We start from the raw sequence: 19,228 nt of genomic DNA on the forward strand, positions 1-19,228 counted from the left end.
ACCCGGCCAGGCCGCAGGGGGCGTATCGCGAGCCGCGCCGGTTCCAGACAATCACAAGAGACGAGGTCGATCCAATGAACATTCATCGAACCGGATTCCGGCGCGCGTGGCTGCCCGCGCTCGTGGCAGCCGCGACGCTCGCCGCGTGCGGCGGCGACGACGGCGGCAGCGCGGCGGGGGTATCCGCACTCGCGCAGGGCCAACAGGAGGGGGCCGCCGCAGCGGCGGCCGATGCGCAGTCGCTGGCGTCGCACGTGTCGCCGTCCGGTGTCCCGTACGCGAATCCGGCCAGCAACGGACGCTACAAGCCGGTGATCAGCAACGGCCAGGTGCAGCCGTCGCTGTCGGGCGGCACGATCGAGGAAAACGCGTGGGTCGACACGCCGGTCGATTCCGACGGCGACGGCACGCGCGACCGCATCCACGTGCGCATCGTGCGGCCGTCCGAAACCGCGAACGGCGCACGCACGCCCGTCATCGTGCTCGCGAGCCCGTACTACGCGGGGCTCGCCGACAGCCCCGACCACGACGTCGACGTCGAACTCGACGGCACGCCGCATCCGGCCGCGAACGCCGGCGCACCGGCCTCGGCATCCACGCGCATTCTGGCCGCCGCGCCGCAGTCGCGGATGCTGCAGCAGGTCGAAGCGGCCGCCGCCGGCCGCTCGTGGATCGAGAGCTACTTCGTGCCGCGCGGCTTCACGATCGTCTACGCGGATTCGCTCGGCACCGCCGGCTCGGACGGCTGCCCGACGATCCTGACGCGCGACGAATCGGTCGCGATGGCGTCGGTGATCCGCTGGCTCGGCCGCGACGCGACCGCGAAGGACGCGAACGGCAAGACGGTCGTCGCGAACTGGTCGACGGGCCACGTCGGCATGTACGGCGTGTCGTACGACGGCACGCTGCCGAAGATGGTCGCGAGCCTGCGCACACGCGGGCTCGACGCGATCGTGCCGATCGCCGGGCTGACGAACATGTACGGCTACTACCGCTCGGGCGGGCTCGTGCGCGCGCCGGAAGGCTATCAGGGCGAGGACGTCGACGTGTACATCAAGGCGTTGCTGACGAACGCGCATCCGGAACGCTGCACGCATCTGATCGACGAAGCGTTGCAGCAGGAAGACCGCAAGACCGGCGACTATTCGCCGTTCTGGGCCGCGCGCGACATCCCGACGGGGTTCGCGGTCGCACCGGCACTCGTCGCGCAGGGGCTCACCGACGACAACGTGCGCGTCGACCAATCGACGTCGTGGTATCTCGCGATGCGGCGCCAGGGCGTGCCGACGCAGCTGTGGCTGCACCGCCTGAAGCACACCGACCCGACGCGCGTGCCGGCGATGGGCGAAGCGTGGACCGCGGAGGTGAACCGGTGGTTCACGCGCTACCTGATCGGCTACAGCAACGGCGTCGAGCGCGATCCGCGCGCGGTGATCGAGCAGGCCGACGGCACGCTGCTGAAGGAAGCCGACTGGGCCGCGCGCCGTGCGACGCCGGTCACGTACTTCGCGGGCGGCGACGGCGCAGGCACCGGCACGCTGCTGCGGCTGCCGAGCGGCGGCCCGCTCGCGCGCTTCACCGACGATGCGCGCATTCCGGCGCTCACGCTGGCGAACACGCCGACGGGCGAAAACCGCAGCCGCTTCGAAACCGCGCCGCTGACGGCCGCGGCGCGCCTGTCCGGCACCGCGACCGCACGCGTCAGGCTGACCTTCACCGGCGTCGCCAACGTGACGGCGCTGCTGGTCGATCGTGCACCGGACGGCACGGCCACGATCGTCACGCGCGCCTGGACCGACCCGCGCAACCGGCTGTCCGAGTGGCTGACGGAACCCGTGCTGCCCGGCCTGCCGTACGACCTGAAGCTGACGTTCATGCCGCGCGACTACAAGCTGGAAGCCGGCCACCGGCTCGGGCTCGTCGTCCTCTCCAGCGACTACGAGGCGACGCTGCGGCCGACGCCCGGCACGGGCCTGACGCTCGATCCGGCCGGCACGTCGGTGACGGTGCCGCTGGCTTCGACGTCGGCGGGCGTGTAGTCGCACGCCGGCTGCCGGCATGACGGCACGGCCGCCCCCGCCTGCGCGCCCGTCGGCGCGGGCGGGGGATCGCTGCAGGAACGGCACGCCTGCGCCAGGCTGCGAAAATCGAACGCCAACGGTGCCCTCCCATGATCCCCCTCAGCGCGAAAGCGATCGTCCGTGACGGCCGCTCGGTCCTGCTCCTGCGTAATCCACGCGACGAATGGGCGTTGCCGGGCGGCTGGCCCGAAGCCGGCGAATCGCTCGAGGAAACCGTCACGCGCGAAGTACGGGAGGAATGCGGGATCGTCGCCTCGGCGATCCGCCACGTGGCGAGCCGCTCGTGCGAGGTCGTGCCGGGCAAGCGCGTGCTCATCGTGTGCTTCGAGTGCCGGGTCGATCGTCATGAAATCGTCCTGAGCGACGAGCACAACCCGTTCGGCTGGATCGACCTCGATGCCGACAAACCGGCGAACCTGCCGGATTTCTATCGGGCATTCCGCAGGCAGGCGGGCTGATTCGCGCCCGCCCTTCGGCACTCACACCGGCGTCAACACCGGCTGCCCCGCGAAATGCCGCGCCGCGTTGTCGAGAAACTGCTGCACCGACCGATCGAGCGCCTCGGGCGACCAGCCGCCCATGTGCGGCGTCAGCACGACGTTGTCGAGATCCGTCAGCGCGCGCGGCGGCTCCGGTTCGCCTTCGTACACGTCGAGCCCCGCACCGGCGATGCGCCGTTCGCGCAGCGCGTCCGCCAAAGCAGCCGTATCGACAACACTGCCGCGCGACACGTTGACGAGAAAACCGCCGGGCCCGAGCGCATCAAGCACGGCGCGGTCGATCAGGTACCGCGTGCCCGCGCCGCCGGGCGTCGCGACGATCATGAAATCGGCCCACTGCGCCAGCGCGTCGACCCGGTCGAAATAGCGGTAGGGAACGGGCTTCTCGGACCGGTTGTGATAACCGATCTCGATGTCGAAGCCGGCCGCACGGCGCGCGCACTTCTCGCCGATCTTGCCGAGCCCGACGATGCCGAGCTTCCTGCCCGACACGTTCGGCGGCATCGGCAACCCCTCGCGCCACACGCCCGCGCGGGTTTTCGCATCGAGCTGCACGACGTTGCGCACCGCCGCGAGCAGCAGCGCGAACGCGTGATCGGCGACACAATCGTCGTTGGTGCCCGCGCCCGTGACGACCGTGACGCCACGCGCCTTCGCATGCGCGACGTCGATGTGCTCGTAGCCCGCGCCGAGCGCGCTGACGAACGTCAGTTGCGGCAGCCCGTCGATCTCGGCGGCGGTGAGCCCCGTGCTGCCGTTGGTCAGCACCGCGCGAATCGTGCCGCCGTGTTCGGCGATCGCGCGTGCGCGTTCGTCGGGCGTCGGAGCATGGCGCACGTCGAACGACGCGGCGATCTTGCGCTGCGCGTCGCCGCGCAATGCGATGAGGACCAGCAACTCGGGCTTCATGTCGGCAAGTGTCCGCAGGCAGGGAACGAATTTCAGTGTAACAAGCGCACGCGACGGATGCGGGTTATCCCCACACGGGCTGTGGACACACCGCCGCACGCGGTTTGCCAAAGCCGGCTCAGTCAAGTAACTTTCGGCGTACGCCCCCGTCCTGGAGATCGGCCCAATGAAGCTCGCCCTGCCCGCCCGGATCCTGGGCCTCGTGTTCGCCGCCGCCGTCGTCGCGCCCGGCGCGCACGCCGACACGCCCGTCGTGGTGTCGTCGAAGATCGACACCGAAGGCAACCTGCTCGGCAATCTCGTCGCGCAGGTGCTGAAGGCCCACGGCATTCCGGTCACCGAAAAGATCGCGCTCGGCACGACGCCGATCGTGCGCAAGGCGCTCACGAGCGGCGAGATCGACATCTACCCGGAATACACCGGCAACGCCGCGTTCTTCTTCAACAAGGCCGACGACCCCGTGTGGAAGAACGCCGCACAAGGCTACGACACCGCGAAGAAGCTCGACTATGCGGCGAACCACCTCGTGTGGCTCGAGCCGGCGCCGGCGAACAACACGTGGGGCGTCGCGCTGCTCGCCCCCGTCGCGCAGTCGCAGCACCTCAAGACCCTCTCCGATTTCGGCAAGTGGGTGGCCGGCGGCGGCAAGGTGAAGCTCGCGGCATCGGCCGAATTCGTGAACAGCGCGTCCGCGCTGCCGTCGTTCGAGAAGGCGTACGGCTTCAAGATGAAGCCCGAACAGCTCGTCGTGCTGTCCGGCGGCGACACGGCCGCGACGATCAAGGCCGCCGCGAACCAGACCGACGGCGTGAATGCCGCGATGGTCTACGGCACCGACGGCGGCATCGCGTCGAGCGGCCTCGCGGTGCTCGACGACGACAAGCACGTGCAGCCCGTCTACGCCCCGGCGCCCGTGATCCGCGAAGCCGTGCTGAAAGCGCATCCGCAGATCGCCGACTACCTGAAGCCCGTGTTCGCGAGCCTCGACCTGAAGACGCTGCAATCGCTGAACGCCCGCATCCAGATCAACGGTGAACCGGCCGCCGGCGTCGCGAAAAGCTACCTGAAAGCGAAGGGCTTCGTTAAATGACGGATCGCGCGGCCGCATCCGCGCGGCGCGTGACACTCGACAAGGTCGGCATCCTGATCGGGGTACTGACGATCGTCGCCGTGTTCGGCCTGTCGTTCGCGGTGCTGCGGCCGAACCGGATCGCGGCCGGCACCGGGCTGTCGGTGTTCGCCGCGCTGCCCGCGATGCAGGGCGCCGCGCTCGCCGCGCTGTGGACCGCCGGCGCGTTGTGGGCGATGACGGCGAGCCGCCCCGCCTGGCGGCTCGCGGCCGGCTGCGCGGGGCTCGCGACGCTGGCGTATGCGGTCGGCGCGGCCGCGCGGCATGTCGTCGCGCCCGACGACATGCTGGCCCGCGTGTCGCCCGACGCGGGCGTCTGGCTGCTGCTGTTCGCGTGGGCCGTGCTCGTCGCCGACGCGCTCGCACGACTCGCGTTCGGCCCGTGGCGGCGCCTCGTCGCGCTCGTCGTCGCGATAGCGGCGATTTCGGTGCCGCTCGCCAGCGGCTGGTGGGACGGCCTCTCGGTGATGCGCGAATACGCGGTGCGCAGCGACGATTTCTGGCGCGAGGCGATCCGTCACGTCTCGCTCGCGGGCGGCTCGGTGGCCGCCGCGCTCGTCGCGGGCCTGCCGCTGGGCATCGCATGCGCGCGCGTCGCGTCCGTGCGGACCCTCGCCATGCCCGTGCTCAACGTCGTGCAGACGATCCCCAGCATCGCGATGTACGGGCTGATGATGGCGCCGCTCGGCCTGCTCGCCGCGCACGTGCCGCTCGCGGCCGCGCTCGGCATCCGCGGGATCGGCGTCGCGCCGGCCGTGCTCGCGCTGTTCCTCTATTCGCTGCTGCCGATCGCCTCGAGCGTCGTGGTCGGGCTCGGGCAGGTGCCGCCGCACGTAACCGAAGCGGCACGCGCGATGGGCATGACGCGCGCGCAGCGGCTGCTGCGCGTCGATCTCGTGCTCGCGCTGCCGGTGATCCTGAGCGGCGTGCGCATCGTGCTCGTGCAGAACATCGGCCTGACCGCGGTGGCCGCGCTGATCGGCGGCGGCGGGTTCGGCACCTTCATCTTCCAGGGGATCGGGCAATCGGCCGCCGATCTCGTGCTGCTCGGCGCGATCCCGACGATCGCGCTCGCACTGGCGGCCGCCGTCGTGTTCGAAGCCGCGACATCGCTCGCGAAGGGGCGTGCAGGATGATCGAGATCGAACGGGTCGGCAAACGCTTCGGCGACGTGATCGCCGTCGACGACGTGTCGCTGACGATGCAGCGCGGCACGATCACCGCGCTCGTCGGTGCGTCGGGCAGCGGCAAGTCGACGCTCCTGCGCATGATCAACCGGCTGATCGCGCCGACCAGCGGCACGATCCGCATCGACGGCGTCGATACGGCGACCGTCGCGCCCGAGCAACTGCGGCGCGGCATCGGCTACGCGATCCAGGGGCACGGGCTATTTCCGCACTGGAGCGTCGCGCGCAACATCGCGACCGTGCCGCGCCTGCTCGGCTGGCCGCCCGGGCGCATCGACGCGCGCGTGAACGAACTGCTCGACCTGTTCCATCTCGCGCCGGCCGAATTCGCCGGCAAGCTGCCACATGAACTGTCGGGCGGCCAGCAACAGCGCGTCGGCGTCGCGCGCGCGCTCGCGGCCGAGCCCGCAATGCTGCTGATGGACGAACCGTTCGGCGCGCTCGACCCGATCATTCGCGGCAAGGCGCAGGACGACCTGTTCGCGCTGCAGCGCCGCCTCGGCATCACGGTCGTGATCGTCACGCACGACATCGAGGAAGCGCTGAAGCTCGGCGATACGATCGCGGTGATGGACGGCGGCAGGCTGCTGCAGGTCGCGCCGCCGGCCGAGATTCTCGGCAAGCCGGCGGCCGGTGTCGTCGAGCAGCTCGTCGCGGGGGTCGACCGGCCGCTGCGCCTGCTCGCGCTGACGCCGATCGATACGGTGGCCGAACCCGGCCACGCCGACGGCGAGCCGATCGCCGCGACGCGCACGCTGCGCGATGCGGTGTCCGAGCTGCTGTGGCGCGGCGTCGACGCGCTGCCCGTCGACGACGGCGGCGAGCGCAATGCGCGCCGCATCACGCTCGATGCGATCCGCGCGCATGCGAGGAAGCCCGCATGACGGCGCATGGCAGCGTGCGGCCGACGCGTTCGGCACTTCCCGCGTACGTCGCCCGCGCGGCCGCGCTCGCGCTGCTGCTCGTGCTGCTGTTGCGCCCCGCGTGGCTGCAGGGGGTATTCGCGCCGTTCGCGGACAACGGCGCGCCGGTCATCTACGATCGTGCGAGCCTGCTCGATCTCACGCTCGCGCATCTCGGCACGGTCGCGCTGTCGAGCCTGATCGGCACGATCGTCGCGGTCGCGGCCGGCATCGCGGTCACGCGGCCGGCCGGCGCGGATTTCCTGCCGGTCGCGCGCAGCGTCGTCGATATCGGCCAGACCTTCCCGCCGGTCGCGGTGCTCGCGCTGGCCGTGCCGGCCGTCGGCTTCGGCCTGAAGCCCGTACTGATCGCGCTCGTGCTGTACGGGCTCCTGCCGATTTTCGAAAGCACGATCGCAGGGCTCGAGGACGTGCCGCGCGACGTCGTCGACGCGGCGCGCGGGATGGGGATGAGCGGCTGGCAGCAACTCGTGTCGGTCGAACTGCCACTCGCGTTTCCGGTGATCGTCAACGGGATCCGGCTCGCGGTCGTGATCAATCTCGGCACCGCGACGATCGGCTCGACGGTCGCCGCGCGCGGGCTCGGCGACGTGATCATCGCGGGCCTGCAGACGTCGAACACCGCGTTCGTGCTGCAAGGTGGCGTGATCGTCGGGCTGCTCGCGGTGCTCGTCAGCGATGCGATCGGGTCGATTGCGCGAGTGGCGAGCGCGCGGCGCGCCTAGAAAACACGGCGACATTTTTCGAAGGAGAAGCCATGGGCGTCCTGGACACCGGCCCGTTTTTTCATGGCACGAAAGCGGATTTGCGGATCGGCGACTTGCTCACGGCGGGCTTCAGATCGAATTATCGGGATGACGTCGTGATGAATCACGTTTATTTCACGGCCCTGCCCAAGGGCGCCGGCCTGGCCGCGGAAATGGCCAAAGGCGACGGCAACCCGCGGGTCTATATCGTCGAGCCCACCGGGGCATTCGAAAACGACCCGAACGTCACGGACAAGAAATTCCCGGGCAATCCGACGCGCTCGTATCGAAGCACATCGCCTTTGAAGATCGTTGGCGAACTCGATCACTGGGAACCGTACGATCCGGCGTTCATTCAGCAGCTGAGAATCCGCATCGAAACCGGCATCGGCGAGATCATCAACTAGCGGTCATCCGGACTCCGATGCGTGTCCGCGCAACGATTGCCGCAACGATTGCCGCGTCGATCGCCGCGTCGATCGTTGCGAACGTCACAAGCCTACACATCGCTTTCATTCGAGCCGGCGCTCGACCGTCTTGCGCGATTGGCCGATATACTGTGCGCCTCCCATTTCCCCGCACTCGACCATGCGACGACGGTTTTTCTGGCTGATCGTGCTCTCGCTCGGCATTGCGCAACAGGTATCGGCCGAGCAAACGCCCGCTATGCCCGCCTCCGCGCCCGACGTGCTGGCATCGGCGCCGGCTGTCGCCTCCGCGCCGCTCGCGAACGCCAACGATCAGCCGAACGAAGCAAACCGCCGCATCACGTCCTACCTGACGAAGAAATTCGGCGTCGCAAGAGAAAAGGCCGCGAAGCTCGCCGATATCGTGAGCGTCACCGCGACGAAATATTCGCTGCCTCCCGCCCTCGTTTACGCCATCATCTCGATCGAATCGCGCTTCCAGGAAAAGGCGCGCGGCCAGCACGGCGCGACCGGGCTGATGCAGGTCGTGCCGTCCGCGCACCGCGGCATGCTGCGCAACGTGAAGGACCTGACCGAACCGAATGCGAACGTCGAGGCCGGCTCCCGGATTCTCTCCGGCTACGTGAAAGCGGCCGGCGGCAACGTCCAGGCCGGGCTGAAGAGCTACAGCGGCGGATCCAGCGCGTATGCGGCGAAGGTCATGCAACGGGTCGATTCGTTCCGGTTCGTGCTCGAACCCGATGACGATGCGAAAGCCGCGAATACCGCGAACGACGGGAAGGCGCAGATGGTGCCGGTCAGCGATCCGTCCGGCCCTGCGCCCGCCGCGAACCGCAACGCGAAGTAAGCAATGCGCACCCGCGTTCGCGCGTCGACGGTCCGACATATTGCGATTCACAGGCCGAACCATCAATTGTTCCGGTATTTCAGGAACACAAGCGCCAATGGGCGGCAACGTCACATTCTTCGCATATTTCAGGAACGATAAACGCGTGCGGCGGCGCATTCGCGCCGCCGCCCCGTGGAGTCTCCGGATCACCTCCCTCGTGCCTTGATCCAGCCCCCTTTGATCAAAGCTGCCCGGCCGCCCCGGTCCACCGCAAGTAATCCCCCCGCGTCCAGTCGAGCGACACGCCGACGCGTTTCGTCCCCGGCCGGATCTTCGGCTTGTACACCGACAGCGTGAGCGACTCCAGCGCCGGCCACTCGCGGAACGACAGCACCGCGATATCGGCGACGAGCGTCTCCAGCAGCCGCGTATGCGGCTTGTGCGACAGGAACGACGCGACACGCGCGCAATAACCGTCGTAATCGATCCACTCGCCCTGCTCGCTCGGCTCGCAGCGATACCCGAGCCGCGCGTCGATCACGATCGGCTGCGGCGCTTCATGCTCGTGCGCATGAATGCCGATCCGCGCGGGCACCTTCAGTTCGTCGACGAACACGCTCCAGCCGCGCCCGCGCAGGCGCGGCGCGTCGATCGCCACGAACGGTTCGTCGAACGGCTTCATGACACGAGCGGCGCCGCGGCGTCGAGCATGATGCGCACGAAATAGTCCGCGAAGCTGCGACGCAAGACGATCTCGAACGTGTCGTCGCCGGTCGGGATCAGCGTGATCGGCGACTTGAAGTAGTGCGACTGCGCGCACTGGCCCGGCTTGAACACGCGCGGATGCAGATCGAGCGGACAGCCGCGCGCGATCACGTCGCGCACGCGCTCGCCGCTGATCTCGACGACCGTATAACCGCTGCCGACATCGACGGCCGCCGCATACGAACCCTGCACGGCTTCCGCGAGCTTCGCCTCGAGCACGCCGGCCGGCACGGGCCCGTTCGAGCGCACGAGCCACTCGTCGGGGCCGAGCCACAGCACGTCGTACTCGGCGCCGCGCGCAACCGTGTTCGGCTCCGCGGGCGGCCGGCAGCCGACCACGCGCTCGAACGCGGCGACGAACGCCGGATCGCTCAACTCGCCGCGCACGTTGACGAGATCGAGGAAGGGCCGCTCGCGCAGCGTGAACTTCTTCGATGCGCGCGCCTGATGCGGCTTCAGCACATCGGCCGCGCCGACGAACGGCGATTCAAGCGTCACGCCGCCCGCGCCCGCCACCTGCGTCTGGTTTCTCGTTTCATTCCACATGCTGGCGCACCCCTTCGGTATCGTAGAAAACCGGGCTCGAGATCGTCGCGGTGATGCGCTTGCCGTTGGCCAGCGGAATCACGACGCTCTCGCCCATCTTGTTCAGGCCGCCCTTCACCACCGCGAGCGCGATCGAGCGCTTCAGGATCGGGCTGTAGTAGCTCGACGTCACGTGACCGATCATCGGCGTCGGATCGACCGCCGACACCTGCGTGTCCTTCGCGATGATCTGCGCGCCTTCCGGCAGCACGAACTGTTCGTCTTCGGTCAGCAGGCCGACGAACTGCTTGCGGCCTTCCTTCGCGGTGTCCGACCGCGCGAGCGAGCGCTTGCCGAGGAAGTCCTTCGACTTCGCGACGACCCCGCCCATCCCGAGGTCGTACGGCGTGATCGACCCGTCGGTGTCCTGGCCGACGATGATGTAGCCCTTCTCCGCGCGCAGCACGTGCATCGTCTCGGTGCCGTACGGCGTGATGTCGAACTCGGCACCGGCCGCCATCAGCGCTTCCCACACCGCGCGGCCCGCGTTCGCCGGCACGTTCACTTCATAGGCCAGCTCGCCCGAGAAGCTGATCCGCATCACGCGCGCCTTCGCGCCCGCGACGGTACCGTTCCGGTAGCTCATGAACGGGAATGCCTCGTTGCCGAAGTCGATGTCCTGGCACACCTTCTGCACGACCTTGCGGCTCTTCGGGCCGACCACCGCGAACGTCGCCCAGTGGTCGGTGACGGACGCGAGCCGCACCTTCATGTCGGGCCATTCGGTCTGCAGCCAGCGCTCGAGCCACGTGAGCACGCGCGCCGCGCCGCCGGTGGTGGTGGTCATCATGAAATGCTGGTCGGCGAGGCGCACGGTCACGCCGTCGTCGAACACCATCCCGTTTTCGTCGAGCATCAGCCCGTAGCGGCACTTGCCCACTTCGAGCTTGTTCCACGGGTTCGTGTACATCCAGTTCAGCAGCTTCACCGCGTCGGGGCCCTGGATGTCGATCTTGCCGAGCGTCGATGCGTCGAGGATGCCGACGCTGTTGCGCACCGCGAGGCATTCGCGCTTCACGGCCGCATGCAGGTCCTCGCCGTTCTTCGGGAAATACCACGGCCGCTTCCAGTTGCCGACGTCCTCGAACAGCGCGCCGTGCTCGACGTGCCATTCGTGCACGCAGGTCTTGCGGATCGGGTCGAGGAAATCGCCCGTTTCGCGCCCCGCGAACGTGCCGAACGACACGGGCGTGTAGTTCGGGCGGAACGTCGTCGTGCCCGTTTCGGGAATCGTCTTGCCGAGCGCGCCCGCGAGGATCGCCATCCCGTTGATGTTGCCGAGCTTGCCCTGGTCGGTGCCGAAGCCCATCGCCGTATAGCGCTTCACGTGCTCGACCGACTCGAAGCCTTCGCGCGCGGCGAGCAGGATGTCGGCGGCCGCCACGTCGTTCTGGAAGTCGACGAACTGCTTCGGCCCGCGTGCGGCTGCCTCGCGGCTGCCGACGAGCCACAGCGGCTGCAGTGCGCCTTCGACGGTTTCCGCGACCTGCGGCGCGACCGGGCGCTGCGCGGCCGTGAAGCCCGCGGCCTTCGCCGCTTCCACGCCCGCATCGACCGCGAGCCGCAATGCGCGCGCCAGCCCGAATTCGCCGGCCGCCGCGCCGACGCTCGCTTCCGCCTGCACGGGCTTGCCCGGCAGGAAGCAGGCCTTCTCGTCGTTCCAGCAAGCCTTGCCGCCCGACTGCGCGAACAGGTGCAGCACCGGGCTGAAGCCGCCCGACATCGCGACGAGGTCGCACGGGATCGTCTGCAGCTTGCCGCCCACCTGGCCGTTCGTGAGGGACGCGACGTCGACCGACGATACGCGCCACTTGCCCGACGCGGCCGTGACGACCGCCCCGCTCATCACCGTCACGCCCTGCCGCTTCGCGGCGGCCGGCAGCGCGCCGTTCGACGACGCGCGCGAATCGACGACCGTCACCTTCGCGCCGCACGCCTTCAGGTCGAGCGCGGTCTGGTATGCGCGGTCGTTGTTCGTGAACACGATCGCGTTGCGGCCCGGCAGCACGCCGAAACGATGCACGTAGGCGGACACCGCGCCCGCCAGCATCACGCCCGGCAGGTCGTTGTTGCCGAACACGATCGGACGCTCGTGCGCGCCGGTCGCGAGGATCACGCGCTTCGCGCGGACCTTCCACAGCAGCTCGCGCGTGCCCTTGCGCATCGACACCGGCAGGTGATCGGTCAGGCGCTGCGTGACCGTCACGAGGTTGTGGTCCTGGTAGCCGAACGCGGTGCTGCGCGACAGGATCGTCACGTCGGGCAGCTTGCGCAGCTCGGCCTCGATCTTCTCGACCCACTGCAGCGCGGGCTTCGCGTCGATCTCCGCGCGGCACGACAGCAGGCTGCCGCCCAATTCCCGCTGGTCGTCGACGAGGATCACGCGCGCGCCGGCCGTCGCGGCCGCATGCGCGGCGGCGAGGCCCGACGGGCCACCGCCGACCACGAGCACGTCGCAGTGCGCGTAGCACTTGTCGTAGCGATCGGCGTCGAGCACGTCGGGCGCCTTGCCGAGGCCGGCCGCTTCACGGATCTTCTCTTCGTATTTCGGCCACATGTTGCGCGGCCACATGAACGTCTTGTAGTAGAAGCCGGCCGGCATGAAGCGCGAGAACTTCTGGTTGATCGCGTACTTGTCGTTCTCGAGCGTCGGCTCGGCGTTCACGCTCGTCGCGACGAGGCCCTGATACAGCTCGATCTCGGTCGCGCGCGCGTTCGGCACGGTATACGGGCCGGACTCCAGTTGCACGACGGCGTTCGGTTCGGCCACGTCCGCCGTCACGATGCCGCGCGGACGGTGGTACTTGAAACTGCGCGCGACGAAGTGCACGCCGTTCGCGAGCAGCGCGGACGCGAGCGTGTCGCCCTGGAAGCCCTGGTACGTGCGGCCGTTGAACGTGAACGTCAACGGAATCGCGCGATTGATGCGGCCACCGGTGCCGAGGCGGTCTTTCTGGCTCATTTGCTCGTGCCCTCTTCGTGTGCGTTGCCGGCAGCGGCGCCGCTGATGGCAGCCCCACCGAATTTTTCGTAGCCCTTGATATCGTAGGTCACCGTGTCGCGCGTGACCTTGAACCAGCGGCGGCAACCCTGCGTGTGCAGCCATTGCTCCTTGTGCAGCCCGCGCTTGTTCTCGCGCATGAACACGTACTCGCCCCATTCGCGGTCGGTCAGGTTCTCGTTGTTGACGGGGCGCACGATGTCGGCTTCACCGCCGCACGAGAATTCGGATTCGGCGCGCGGCCCGCACCACGGACATTCGATCAGCAACATGTTGTTTCTCCTCGTTCAGTGCGCGACGGCGGCAGCGCCGTGCTCGTCGATCAGGTGGCCCGTGTAGAAGCGGTCGAGCGCGAACGGCGCGTTCAGCGGATGCGGTTCGTCGCGCGCGATCGTGTGCGCGAACACCCAGCCCGAGCCGGGCGTCGCCTTGAAGCCGCCGGTGCCCCAGCCGCAGTTGAAATAGAGGCCCTTCACGTCGGTCTTGGTGATGATCGGGCACGCGTCCGGCGACACGTCGACGATGCCGCCCCACTGGCGGTTCATCCGCACGCGCGAGAACACCGGGAACATCTCGACGATCGCCTGCAGCGTGCTTTCGATGATGTGGAAGCTGCCGCGCTGGCCGAAGCCCGTGTACTGGTCGATACCCGCGCCGATCACGAGGTCGCCCTTGTCGGACTGGCTGATGTACGCGTGCACCGCGTTCGACATGATCACCGAGTTGACGACCGGCTTGATCGGCTCGGACACCAGCGCCTGCAGCGGGTGGCTTTCGATCGGCAAGCGCACGCCGGCCATGTCGGCGAGCGTCGTCGTGTTGCCGGCCGCGACCACCGCGACCTTCTTCGCCTTGATGAAGCCCTTCACCGTATCGACGCCGACCACCGCGCCGCCCTCGCGGCGAATGCCCGTCACCTGGCAGTTCTGGATGATGTCGACGCCGGCGCGGTCGGCGCCGCGTGCGAAGCCCCACGCCACCGCATCGTGGCGCGCGACGCCCGCACGGCGCTGGATCGATGCGCCGAGCACCGGGTAGCGGCTGTTCAGGTTGATCGTCGGCTCGATTTCCTTGATCTGCGCGGGCGTCAGGAATTCGGCGTCGACGCCGTTCAGTCGGTTCGCATTCACGCGGCGCTCGGTGTCGCGCACGTCCTGCAGCGTGTGGGCCAGGTTCATCACGCCGCGCTGGCTGAACATCACGTTGTAGTTCAGGTCCTGCGACAGCCCTTCCCACAGCTTCATCGCCTTCTCGTACAGCGCGGCCGACTCGTCCCACAGATAGTTCGAGCGCACGATCGTCGTGTTGCGCGCGGTGTTGCCGCCGCCGATCCAGCCCTTCTCGAGGATCGCGACGTTCGTGATGCCGTGTTCCTTCGCGAGGTAGTACGCGGTCGCGAGGCCGTGGCCGCCGCCGCCGACGATCACGACGTCGTATTCCTTCTTCGGTTCCGGGCTCTTCCACTGCTTTTCCCAGTTCTCGTGATACGAGAGACCGTTGCGGAACAGGCTGAATATCGAGTAGCGGCTCATGTTGTGGTCCTTCGTTAGCATTCGATGACGTTCACGGCGAGACCGCCGCGCGACGTTTCCTTGTATTTCGTCTTCATGTCGGCGCCGGTCTCGCGCATCGTCTTGATCACGGAGTCGAGCGACACGTAGTGCTGGCCGTTGCCCTTGAGCGCCATGCGCGATGCGTTCAGCGCCTTGATCGCGCCCATCGCGTTGCGCTCGATGCACGGGATCTGCACGAGCCCGCCCACCGGATCGCAGGTCATGCCGAGGTTGTGCTCCATGCCGATCTCGGCCGCGTTCTCGACCTGGTCGGGCGTGCCGCCCATCACGGCGGCGAGCGCGGCGGCGGCCATCGAGCAGGCGACGCCCACTTCGCCCTGGCACCCGACTTCCGCGCCGGAGATCGACGCGGTTTCCTTGTAGATGATCCCGATCGCCGCGGCCGTCAGCAGGAATTCGACGATGCCGGCTTCGTTCGAGCCCGGCACGAATTTCACGTAGTAGTGCAGTACCGCGGGGATCACGCCGGCCGCGCCGTTGGTCGGCGCGGTGACCACGCGGCCGCCGGCCGCGTTCTCTTCGTTCACGGCCATCGCATACAGGTTGACCCAGTCGAGCATCGACAGCGGGTCGCGCAGCGACTCTTCCGAACGCGCCCGCAGGCGGCCGTTCAGCTCGGCCGCGCGGCGCTTCACGCGCATCGGGCCCGGCAGGTCGCCCTCGACCTTGCAGCCGCGCTCGACGCAGGCGGCCATCGTGCGCCAGATCGCGAGCAGCCCGGCGCGCACTTCGTCGGCGGGGCGCAGCGCGCATTCGTTGCGCATCATCAGCTCGGCGATCGACAGGCCGTGCTCGCGGCACTGGCGCATCAGGTCGTCGCCGGTGCGGAACGGGTACGGCACCTCGACCGCCGCGCGCACGCCGTTCACGCGATCGCCGTCGCGGTTCACGACGAAGCCGCCGCCGACCGAGTAATACTCTTTCTCGACGAGCAGCTGGCCGTGCTCGTCGAATGCCTGGAAGCGCATCCCGTTCGGGTGCACGATGCTCGTGCCGCTCATCAGCTTGCGATAGAAGCCGATGTGCTCCTTTTCGTCGAAGCGCACCGTCTGCCTGCCGAGCAGCGACAGCGTCTTCTCCGCGCGGATCACGGCGAGGCGCGGCTCGATCAGGTCGGGATCGATCGTGTCGGGCAGGTGGCCCTCGAGGCCGAGCAGCACGGCCTTGTCGGTGCCGTGGCCCTTGCCGGTCGCGCCGAGCGAGCCGTACAGCTCGACCCGCACGCGGCGCACGAAGCCGAGCAGGTTCGCGTCCTCGACGTGCGACGCGAAGCGGCACGCGGCGATCATCGGGCCGACCGTATGCGAACTGGACGGGCCGATGCCGATCTTGAACAGGTCGAACGCGCTGACGTTCATCTGGCTTCCTCTGGATGGGCGGTCGTGAAATGTCGTTGGGCCTCAGTACATCAAAGCGTAAAATCGGCCGATAGAACAAAAACGGCATCGGCGTGGGATACCGCCGCCAAGCGCCGCGCCGGCTACCCCGAAAGTGCGTTTTGGCGATGGTTGGCGACGAAAAACCACAAGTCCGGCCGCGGCCGATCGGCGACGCTGGCTGCATCCGCGTCGCCTCCGGCAGCCGCAACCCGCAAACAGTGTGAAACGAGTGAGACCGCCCGCCCGGCGTGACGAGATTGGCCGCGATGACCCCCGACGTACCCGCTTCCCCCTCGCAGAACCCGCGCCGCGGCGCATCCGCTTCGGCATCGTGCTGCTGCCGAACTTCACGCTGACGGCCTTCTCGGGCTTCGTCGACATGCTGCGTCTGTCGGCCGACGACGGCGACTACAGCAAGCCCGTGCGCTGCGCGTGGAGCGTGATCGGCGAGACGCTCGCGCCGGTGCGCGCGAGCTGCGGGATCCAGATCACGCCGTGGGAGACGTTCGACGCGGCCGAGCCGTTCGATTACGTGGTGGTGGTCGGCGGGCTGCTGCATTCGGGGCCGCAGGCCGGCCCTGAAACGCTCGACTTCATCCGCCGCGCGGCGGCCGGCGGCGCGACGGTCGTCGGCATCTGCACCGGTGTGTTCACGCTGATGCGCGCCGGCGTGCTCGACGGCTACCGGACCTGCGTGAGCTGGTTCCATTACTGGGATTTCATCGAGCGGTTCCCCGCGGCCGATCCCGACCTGCTGATCGCGGACCGCCTGTTCGTGATCGACCGGCGCCGGATCACCTGTTCGGGCGGCCGCGCGTCGATCGATGTCGCGGCGGCGATCCTGCTGCGCCATTTCGATCACGCCACCGTGCAGAAGGCGCTGCGCATCCTGCTCGTCGGCGAGATGCAGAAAGGCAACGCGCCGCAGCCGCACCCGCCGGGCCTCGAACCGGCGACGCACCCGAAGGTCAAGCGCGCGATTCTCCTGATGGAACAACACGTGGGACGCGCACTGCCGCTCGAGGAACTCGCGTGCAAGCTCGACCTGTCGACACGGCAGCTCGAGCGGCTGTTCAAGGCCGAGACCGGCAAAAGCCCGCAAGCATTCGCGAAGCAGGTGCGGCTGCGCACCGCCGCGTGGCTGCTGACGAGTTCGGACCGCACGGTCGCCGATATCGCGTCGAGCTGCGGATTCGCCGACGCATCGCACCTCGGGCGCGAATTCCGCAAGCAGTTCGGCGTGCCGCCGGCAGCCTATCGCGAGCGCGGCGGCGAAGGGGTCGAAGCCGGCGAGCTGGCCGCGGCCGATCCGGTCGAAGACGTCGCCGACTGACGGCGACGCACACCGCCCCTCTTTCCAATCGACCACGCAACCCCACGCGTTCGGGTCGGTTTAGGCGGCGTTGGAACCGGTTTCAGTCAACTTAGCCGAAGTTGGTCGTCCAAAATCGAGGGTTATCCCGGATGCTGATGCTCACTCAAATTTGTATGATGACCACATCACCTTACAAACCAGAGTGTCATGTTCGAGAAAATTCCCGCCCGTGCGATGAGCGACCACGTCGCGCAGCAACTGCTCAAGCAGATCGAAGTCGGCAGTTTCTCGGCCACCGGCAAGCTGCCGACGGAAGCCGTGCTCGCGCAGGAGTTCGGCGTGAGCCGCACGGTGATCCGCGAGGCGATTTCGCGGCTGAAGAACGAAGGCGTGGTCGAGCCGCGCCAGGGCAGCGGCGTGTTCGTGAACCAGCACGGCGCGATCCGGCCGCTGCGGATCGACTACGCGGAAGCGGTCGAAGCCACGTCGCTGCCGCACCTGCTCGCGGTGCGCCGCGCGATCGAGGCCGAAGTCGCGGCCGAAGCGGCGCTGCGCCACAGCGATGAAGACATGGCCGACATCGACGACGCGCTGCGCAAGATCGACGATGCGGTAGCCGTTGGTCGCGACGGCGTCGCGGAAGACGTCGCGTTCCACCGCACGATCGCGGCCGTCACCGGCAACCCGTATTTCCTGAAGACGCTGCAGTTCCTGAACCAGTACCTCGAAGCCGGCGTGAAGGTCACGCGGCGCAACGAAGCGACGCGCGAGGACTTCTCGCGCCAGGTGCGCGACGAGCATGCGGCGATTGCCGACGCGATCCGCGCACGCGACCCGATGGCCGCGCGCAACGCAGCGCGTACGCACATGTACAACGCCGCCCGCCGTCTCGCGGAAGCCGGCATCTGCTGAAGCCGGCGGCCGCTGCCCGCACGGGCGCCGCCGCCGTCACGAACCTCTCCCGAATCGATCAAGGTTGACCATGTCACGAAATGTTGGAGTCATCGGCCTCGGCGCGATGGGCCTCGGCGTCGCACGCTCGCTGCTGCGCGCCGGCCTGCGCGTGCACGCATGCGACGTGCGCGACACCGTGCTGCAGGCGTTCGCCGCCGAAGGCGGCGTGGCCTGCGCGACGCCGGCCGAACTCGGCGCGCAGTGCGACGTCGTCGTCACGCTCGTCGTCAATGCCGCGCAAACGGAAACGGTGCTGTTCGGCGAACACGGCGCGGTCGCGGCGATGAAGCCGGGCGGCGTCGTGATCGCGAGCGCGACCGTCGCGCCCGAGTTCGCCGTCGCGCTCGGCGCACGCATCGAGGCCGCCGGCCTGCAGATGCTCGACGCGCCCGTGTCGGGCGGCGCCGCACGCGCGGCCTCCGGCGAGATGACGATGATGACGTCGGGCCCGGCCGCCGCGTACGCGGCATGCGAAGACGTGCTGGCCGCGATCGCCGGCAAGGTCTACCGTCTCGGCGACGCGCACGGCATCGGCTCGAAAGTGAAGATCATCAACCAACTGCTGGCCGGCGTGCACATCGCGGCGGCGGCCGAGGCGATGGCGCTCGGCCTGCGCGAAGGCGTGGACGCCGACGCGCTGTACGACGTGATCACGCACAGCGCCGGCAATTCGTGGATGTTCGAGAACCGCGTGCCGCACATCCTGAACGGCGACTACACGCCGTTGTCGGCCGTCGACATCTTCGTGAAGGATCTCGGCCTCGTGCTCGATACGGCGCGCCGCAGCAAGTTCCCGCTGCCGCTGTCGGCCGCCGCGCACCAGATGTTCATGAGCGCGTCGAGCGCCGGCCACGGCGGCGAGGACGATTCCGCCGTGATCAAGACCTTCCCCGGCATCACGCTGCCGCCCGCCCGCTGATTCG

Annotated in this window: 17 protein-coding genes and 1 pseudogene; 11 read left to right on the forward strand and 7 right to left on the reverse strand. The window is 68.5% G+C overall.

What is annotated here, in order from left to right; translation table 11 throughout:
* The first annotated feature begins 74 nt into the window (after positions 1-74).
* Together VXM69_RS13165 and VXM69_RS13170 are read left to right on the forward strand one after the other, a co-directional pair.
* Positions 75-2,039 (forward strand): Xaa-Pro dipeptidyl-peptidase, encoded by a 1,965-nt coding sequence (locus tag VXM69_RS13165; RefSeq protein WP_367188729.1) that lies wholly within the window; start codon positions 75-77, stop codon positions 2,037-2,039.
* Between the two features lie 131 nt (positions 2,040-2,170).
* Positions 2,171-2,539 carry an NUDIX domain-containing protein gene (locus tag VXM69_RS13170; protein ID WP_124607571.1) on the forward strand — a complete coding sequence of 123 codons (369 nt, stop codon included), beginning with the start codon at positions 2,171-2,173 and terminating at the stop codon, positions 2,537-2,539.
* Between the two features lie 21 nt (positions 2,540-2,560).
* Here VXM69_RS13170 and VXM69_RS13175 read toward each other — a convergent pair whose 3' ends face one another.
* Entirely contained in the window at positions 2,561-3,490 is a 930-nt protein-coding gene (locus VXM69_RS13175) for a 2-hydroxyacid dehydrogenase (RefSeq protein WP_367188730.1), read from the reverse strand.
* Positions 3,491-3,656: 166 nt separating this feature from the next.
* Between VXM69_RS13175 and VXM69_RS13180 the strand changes: the two genes are divergently transcribed.
* The 6 genes from VXM69_RS13180 to VXM69_RS13205 all read left to right on the forward strand — a co-directional run bounded on the left by VXM69_RS13180 (position 3,657) and on the right by VXM69_RS13205 (position 8,750).
* Positions 3,657-4,580, forward strand: a complete 924-nt coding sequence (locus VXM69_RS13180; protein ID WP_049036449.1) for an ABC transporter substrate-binding protein — start codon at positions 3,657-3,659, stop codon at positions 4,578-4,580.
* Positions 4,577-5,755, forward strand: a complete 1,179-nt coding sequence (locus VXM69_RS13185; RefSeq protein ID WP_069705517.1) for an ABC transporter permease — start codon at positions 4,577-4,579, stop codon at positions 5,753-5,755. Before VXM69_RS13180 ends, VXM69_RS13185 begins: the two co-directional genes overlap by 4 nt.
* The gene (locus VXM69_RS13190) at positions 5,752-6,690 is read left to right on the forward strand and encodes an ABC transporter ATP-binding protein (RefSeq protein WP_049036446.1); all 939 of its coding nucleotides are present in this window, start codon (positions 5,752-5,754) and stop codon (positions 6,688-6,690) included. The genes VXM69_RS13185 and VXM69_RS13190 overlap by 4 nt, the downstream gene beginning before the upstream one ends.
* Complete coding sequence (locus tag VXM69_RS13195) at positions 6,687-7,454, forward strand: ABC transporter permease (protein ID WP_034186035.1); 768 nt, start codon at positions 6,687-6,689, stop codon at positions 7,452-7,454. The genes VXM69_RS13190 and VXM69_RS13195 overlap by 4 nt, the downstream gene beginning before the upstream one ends.
* Before the next feature lie 32 nt (positions 7,455-7,486).
* On the forward strand, positions 7,487-7,882 hold the full coding sequence (arr, locus tag VXM69_RS13200) for an NAD(+)--rifampin ADP-ribosyltransferase (protein ID WP_367188731.1): 396 nt from the start codon (positions 7,487-7,489) through the stop codon (positions 7,880-7,882).
* 181 nt (positions 7,883-8,063) lie between these two features.
* Positions 8,064-8,750, forward strand: a complete 687-nt coding sequence (locus VXM69_RS13205; protein WP_034186033.1) for a lytic transglycosylase domain-containing protein — start codon at positions 8,064-8,066, stop codon at positions 8,748-8,750.
* A gap of 223 nt (positions 8,751-8,973) precedes the next feature.
* On the opposite strand, the gene VXM69_RS13210 is transcribed toward VXM69_RS13205, so the two are convergent.
* Genes VXM69_RS13210 through VXM69_RS13235 form a run of 6 tightly spaced genes read right to left on the reverse strand, consistent with a single transcriptional unit; the run spans position 8,974 to position 16,015 of the window.
* Positions 8,974-9,414 carry a dihydroneopterin aldolase gene (locus tag VXM69_RS13210; protein WP_034186032.1) on the reverse strand — a complete coding sequence of 147 codons (441 nt, stop codon included), beginning with the start codon at positions 9,412-9,414 and terminating at the stop codon, positions 8,974-8,976.
* Positions 9,411-10,043, reverse strand: a complete 633-nt coding sequence (locus tag VXM69_RS13215) for a sarcosine oxidase subunit gamma (protein WP_049036441.1) — start codon at positions 10,041-10,043, stop codon at positions 9,411-9,413. The genes VXM69_RS13210 and VXM69_RS13215 overlap by 4 nt, the downstream gene beginning before the upstream one ends.
* The gene (locus VXM69_RS13220; RefSeq protein WP_059556933.1) at positions 10,033-13,044 is read right to left on the reverse strand and encodes a sarcosine oxidase subunit alpha family protein; all 3,012 of its coding nucleotides are present in this window, start codon (positions 13,042-13,044) and stop codon (positions 10,033-10,035) included. The genes VXM69_RS13215 and VXM69_RS13220 overlap by 11 nt, the downstream gene beginning before the upstream one ends.
* Positions 13,041-13,355: a sarcosine oxidase subunit delta gene (locus VXM69_RS13225; protein WP_049036437.1), complete on the reverse strand. Its 315-nt coding sequence runs from the start codon at positions 13,353-13,355 to the stop codon at positions 13,041-13,043. The genes VXM69_RS13220 and VXM69_RS13225 overlap by 4 nt, the downstream gene beginning before the upstream one ends.
* A 15-nt stretch (positions 13,356-13,370) precedes the next feature.
* Positions 13,371-14,615, reverse strand: coding sequence for a sarcosine oxidase subunit beta family protein (locus tag VXM69_RS13230; RefSeq protein ID WP_006480591.1), 1,245 nt, complete (start codon positions 14,613-14,615; stop codon positions 13,371-13,373).
* Positions 14,616-14,629: 14 nt separating this feature from the next.
* A complete protein-coding gene (locus tag VXM69_RS13235; RefSeq protein ID WP_034186028.1) occupies positions 14,630-16,015 on the reverse strand; it encodes an L-serine ammonia-lyase in 1,386 nt (461 codons plus the stop codon).
* A gap of 287 nt (positions 16,016-16,302) precedes the next feature.
* Between VXM69_RS13235 and VXM69_RS13240 the strand changes: the two are divergent.
* From VXM69_RS13240 to ltnD, 3 genes and pseudogenes are all read left to right on the forward strand, one after another.
* Positions 16,303-17,369: pseudogene (locus VXM69_RS13240) on the forward strand (GlxA family transcriptional regulator).
* 189 nt (positions 17,370-17,558) lie between these two features.
* Complete coding sequence (locus VXM69_RS13245) at positions 17,559-18,263, forward strand: FadR/GntR family transcriptional regulator (RefSeq protein WP_034186027.1); 705 nt, start codon at positions 17,559-17,561, stop codon at positions 18,261-18,263.
* 70 nt (positions 18,264-18,333) lie between these two features.
* Entirely contained in the window at positions 18,334-19,224 is an 891-nt protein-coding gene (ltnD, locus tag VXM69_RS13250; RefSeq protein ID WP_367188732.1) for an L-threonate dehydrogenase, read from the forward strand.
* Positions 19,225-19,228 lie beyond the last annotated feature (4 nt).

The organism is Burkholderia sp. Ed8, from assembly GCF_040761425.1.
GTDB classification, from domain to species: Bacteria; Pseudomonadota; Gammaproteobacteria; order Burkholderiales; family Burkholderiaceae; genus Burkholderia; species Burkholderia seminalis.

Bases quoted from the DNA above. Each gene is read 5' to 3' on its own strand.
- VXM69_RS13210 (WP_034186032.1), bottom strand. From the start codon at position 9,414: ATGAAGCCGTTCGACGAACCGTTCGTGGCGATCGACGCGCCGCGCCTG.
- VXM69_RS13205 (WP_034186033.1), top strand. From the start codon at position 8,064: ATGCGACGACGGTTTTTCTGGCTGATCGTGCTCTCGCTCGGCATTGCG.
- VXM69_RS13220 (WP_059556933.1), bottom strand. From the start codon at position 13,044: ATGAGCCAGAAAGACCGCCTCGGCACCGGTGGCCGCATCAATCGCGCG.
- VXM69_RS13245 (WP_034186027.1), top strand. From the start codon at position 17,559: ATGTTCGAGAAAATTCCCGCCCGTGCGATGAGCGACCACGTCGCGCAG.
- VXM69_RS13165 (WP_367188729.1), top strand. From the start codon at position 75: ATGAACATTCATCGAACCGGATTCCGGCGCGCGTGGCTGCCCGCGCTC.
- VXM69_RS13230 (WP_006480591.1), bottom strand. From the start codon at position 14,615: ATGAGCCGCTACTCGATATTCAGCCTGTTCCGCAACGGTCTCTCGTAT.
- arr (WP_367188731.1), top strand. From the start codon at position 7,487: ATGGGCGTCCTGGACACCGGCCCGTTTTTTCATGGCACGAAAGCGGAT.
- VXM69_RS13185 (WP_069705517.1), top strand. From the start codon at position 4,577: ATGACGGATCGCGCGGCCGCATCCGCGCGGCGCGTGACACTCGACAAG.
- VXM69_RS13180 (WP_049036449.1), top strand. From the start codon at position 3,657: ATGAAGCTCGCCCTGCCCGCCCGGATCCTGGGCCTCGTGTTCGCCGCC.
- VXM69_RS13190 (WP_049036446.1), top strand. From the start codon at position 5,752: ATGATCGAGATCGAACGGGTCGGCAAACGCTTCGGCGACGTGATCGCC.
- ltnD (WP_367188732.1), top strand. From the start codon at position 18,334: ATGTCACGAAATGTTGGAGTCATCGGCCTCGGCGCGATGGGCCTCGGC.
- VXM69_RS13170 (WP_124607571.1), top strand. From the start codon at position 2,171: ATGATCCCCCTCAGCGCGAAAGCGATCGTCCGTGACGGCCGCTCGGTC.
- VXM69_RS13235 (WP_034186028.1), bottom strand. From the start codon at position 16,015: ATGAACGTCAGCGCGTTCGACCTGTTCAAGATCGGCATCGGCCCGTCC.
- VXM69_RS13215 (WP_049036441.1), bottom strand. From the start codon at position 10,043: ATGTGGAATGAAACGAGAAACCAGACGCAGGTGGCGGGCGCGGGCGGC.
- VXM69_RS13225 (WP_049036437.1), bottom strand. From the start codon at position 13,355: ATGTTGCTGATCGAATGTCCGTGGTGCGGGCCGCGCGCCGAATCCGAA.
- VXM69_RS13195 (WP_034186035.1), top strand. From the start codon at position 6,687: ATGACGGCGCATGGCAGCGTGCGGCCGACGCGTTCGGCACTTCCCGCG.
- VXM69_RS13175 (WP_367188730.1), bottom strand. From the start codon at position 3,490: ATGAAGCCCGAGTTGCTGGTCCTCATCGCATTGCGCGGCGACGCGCAG.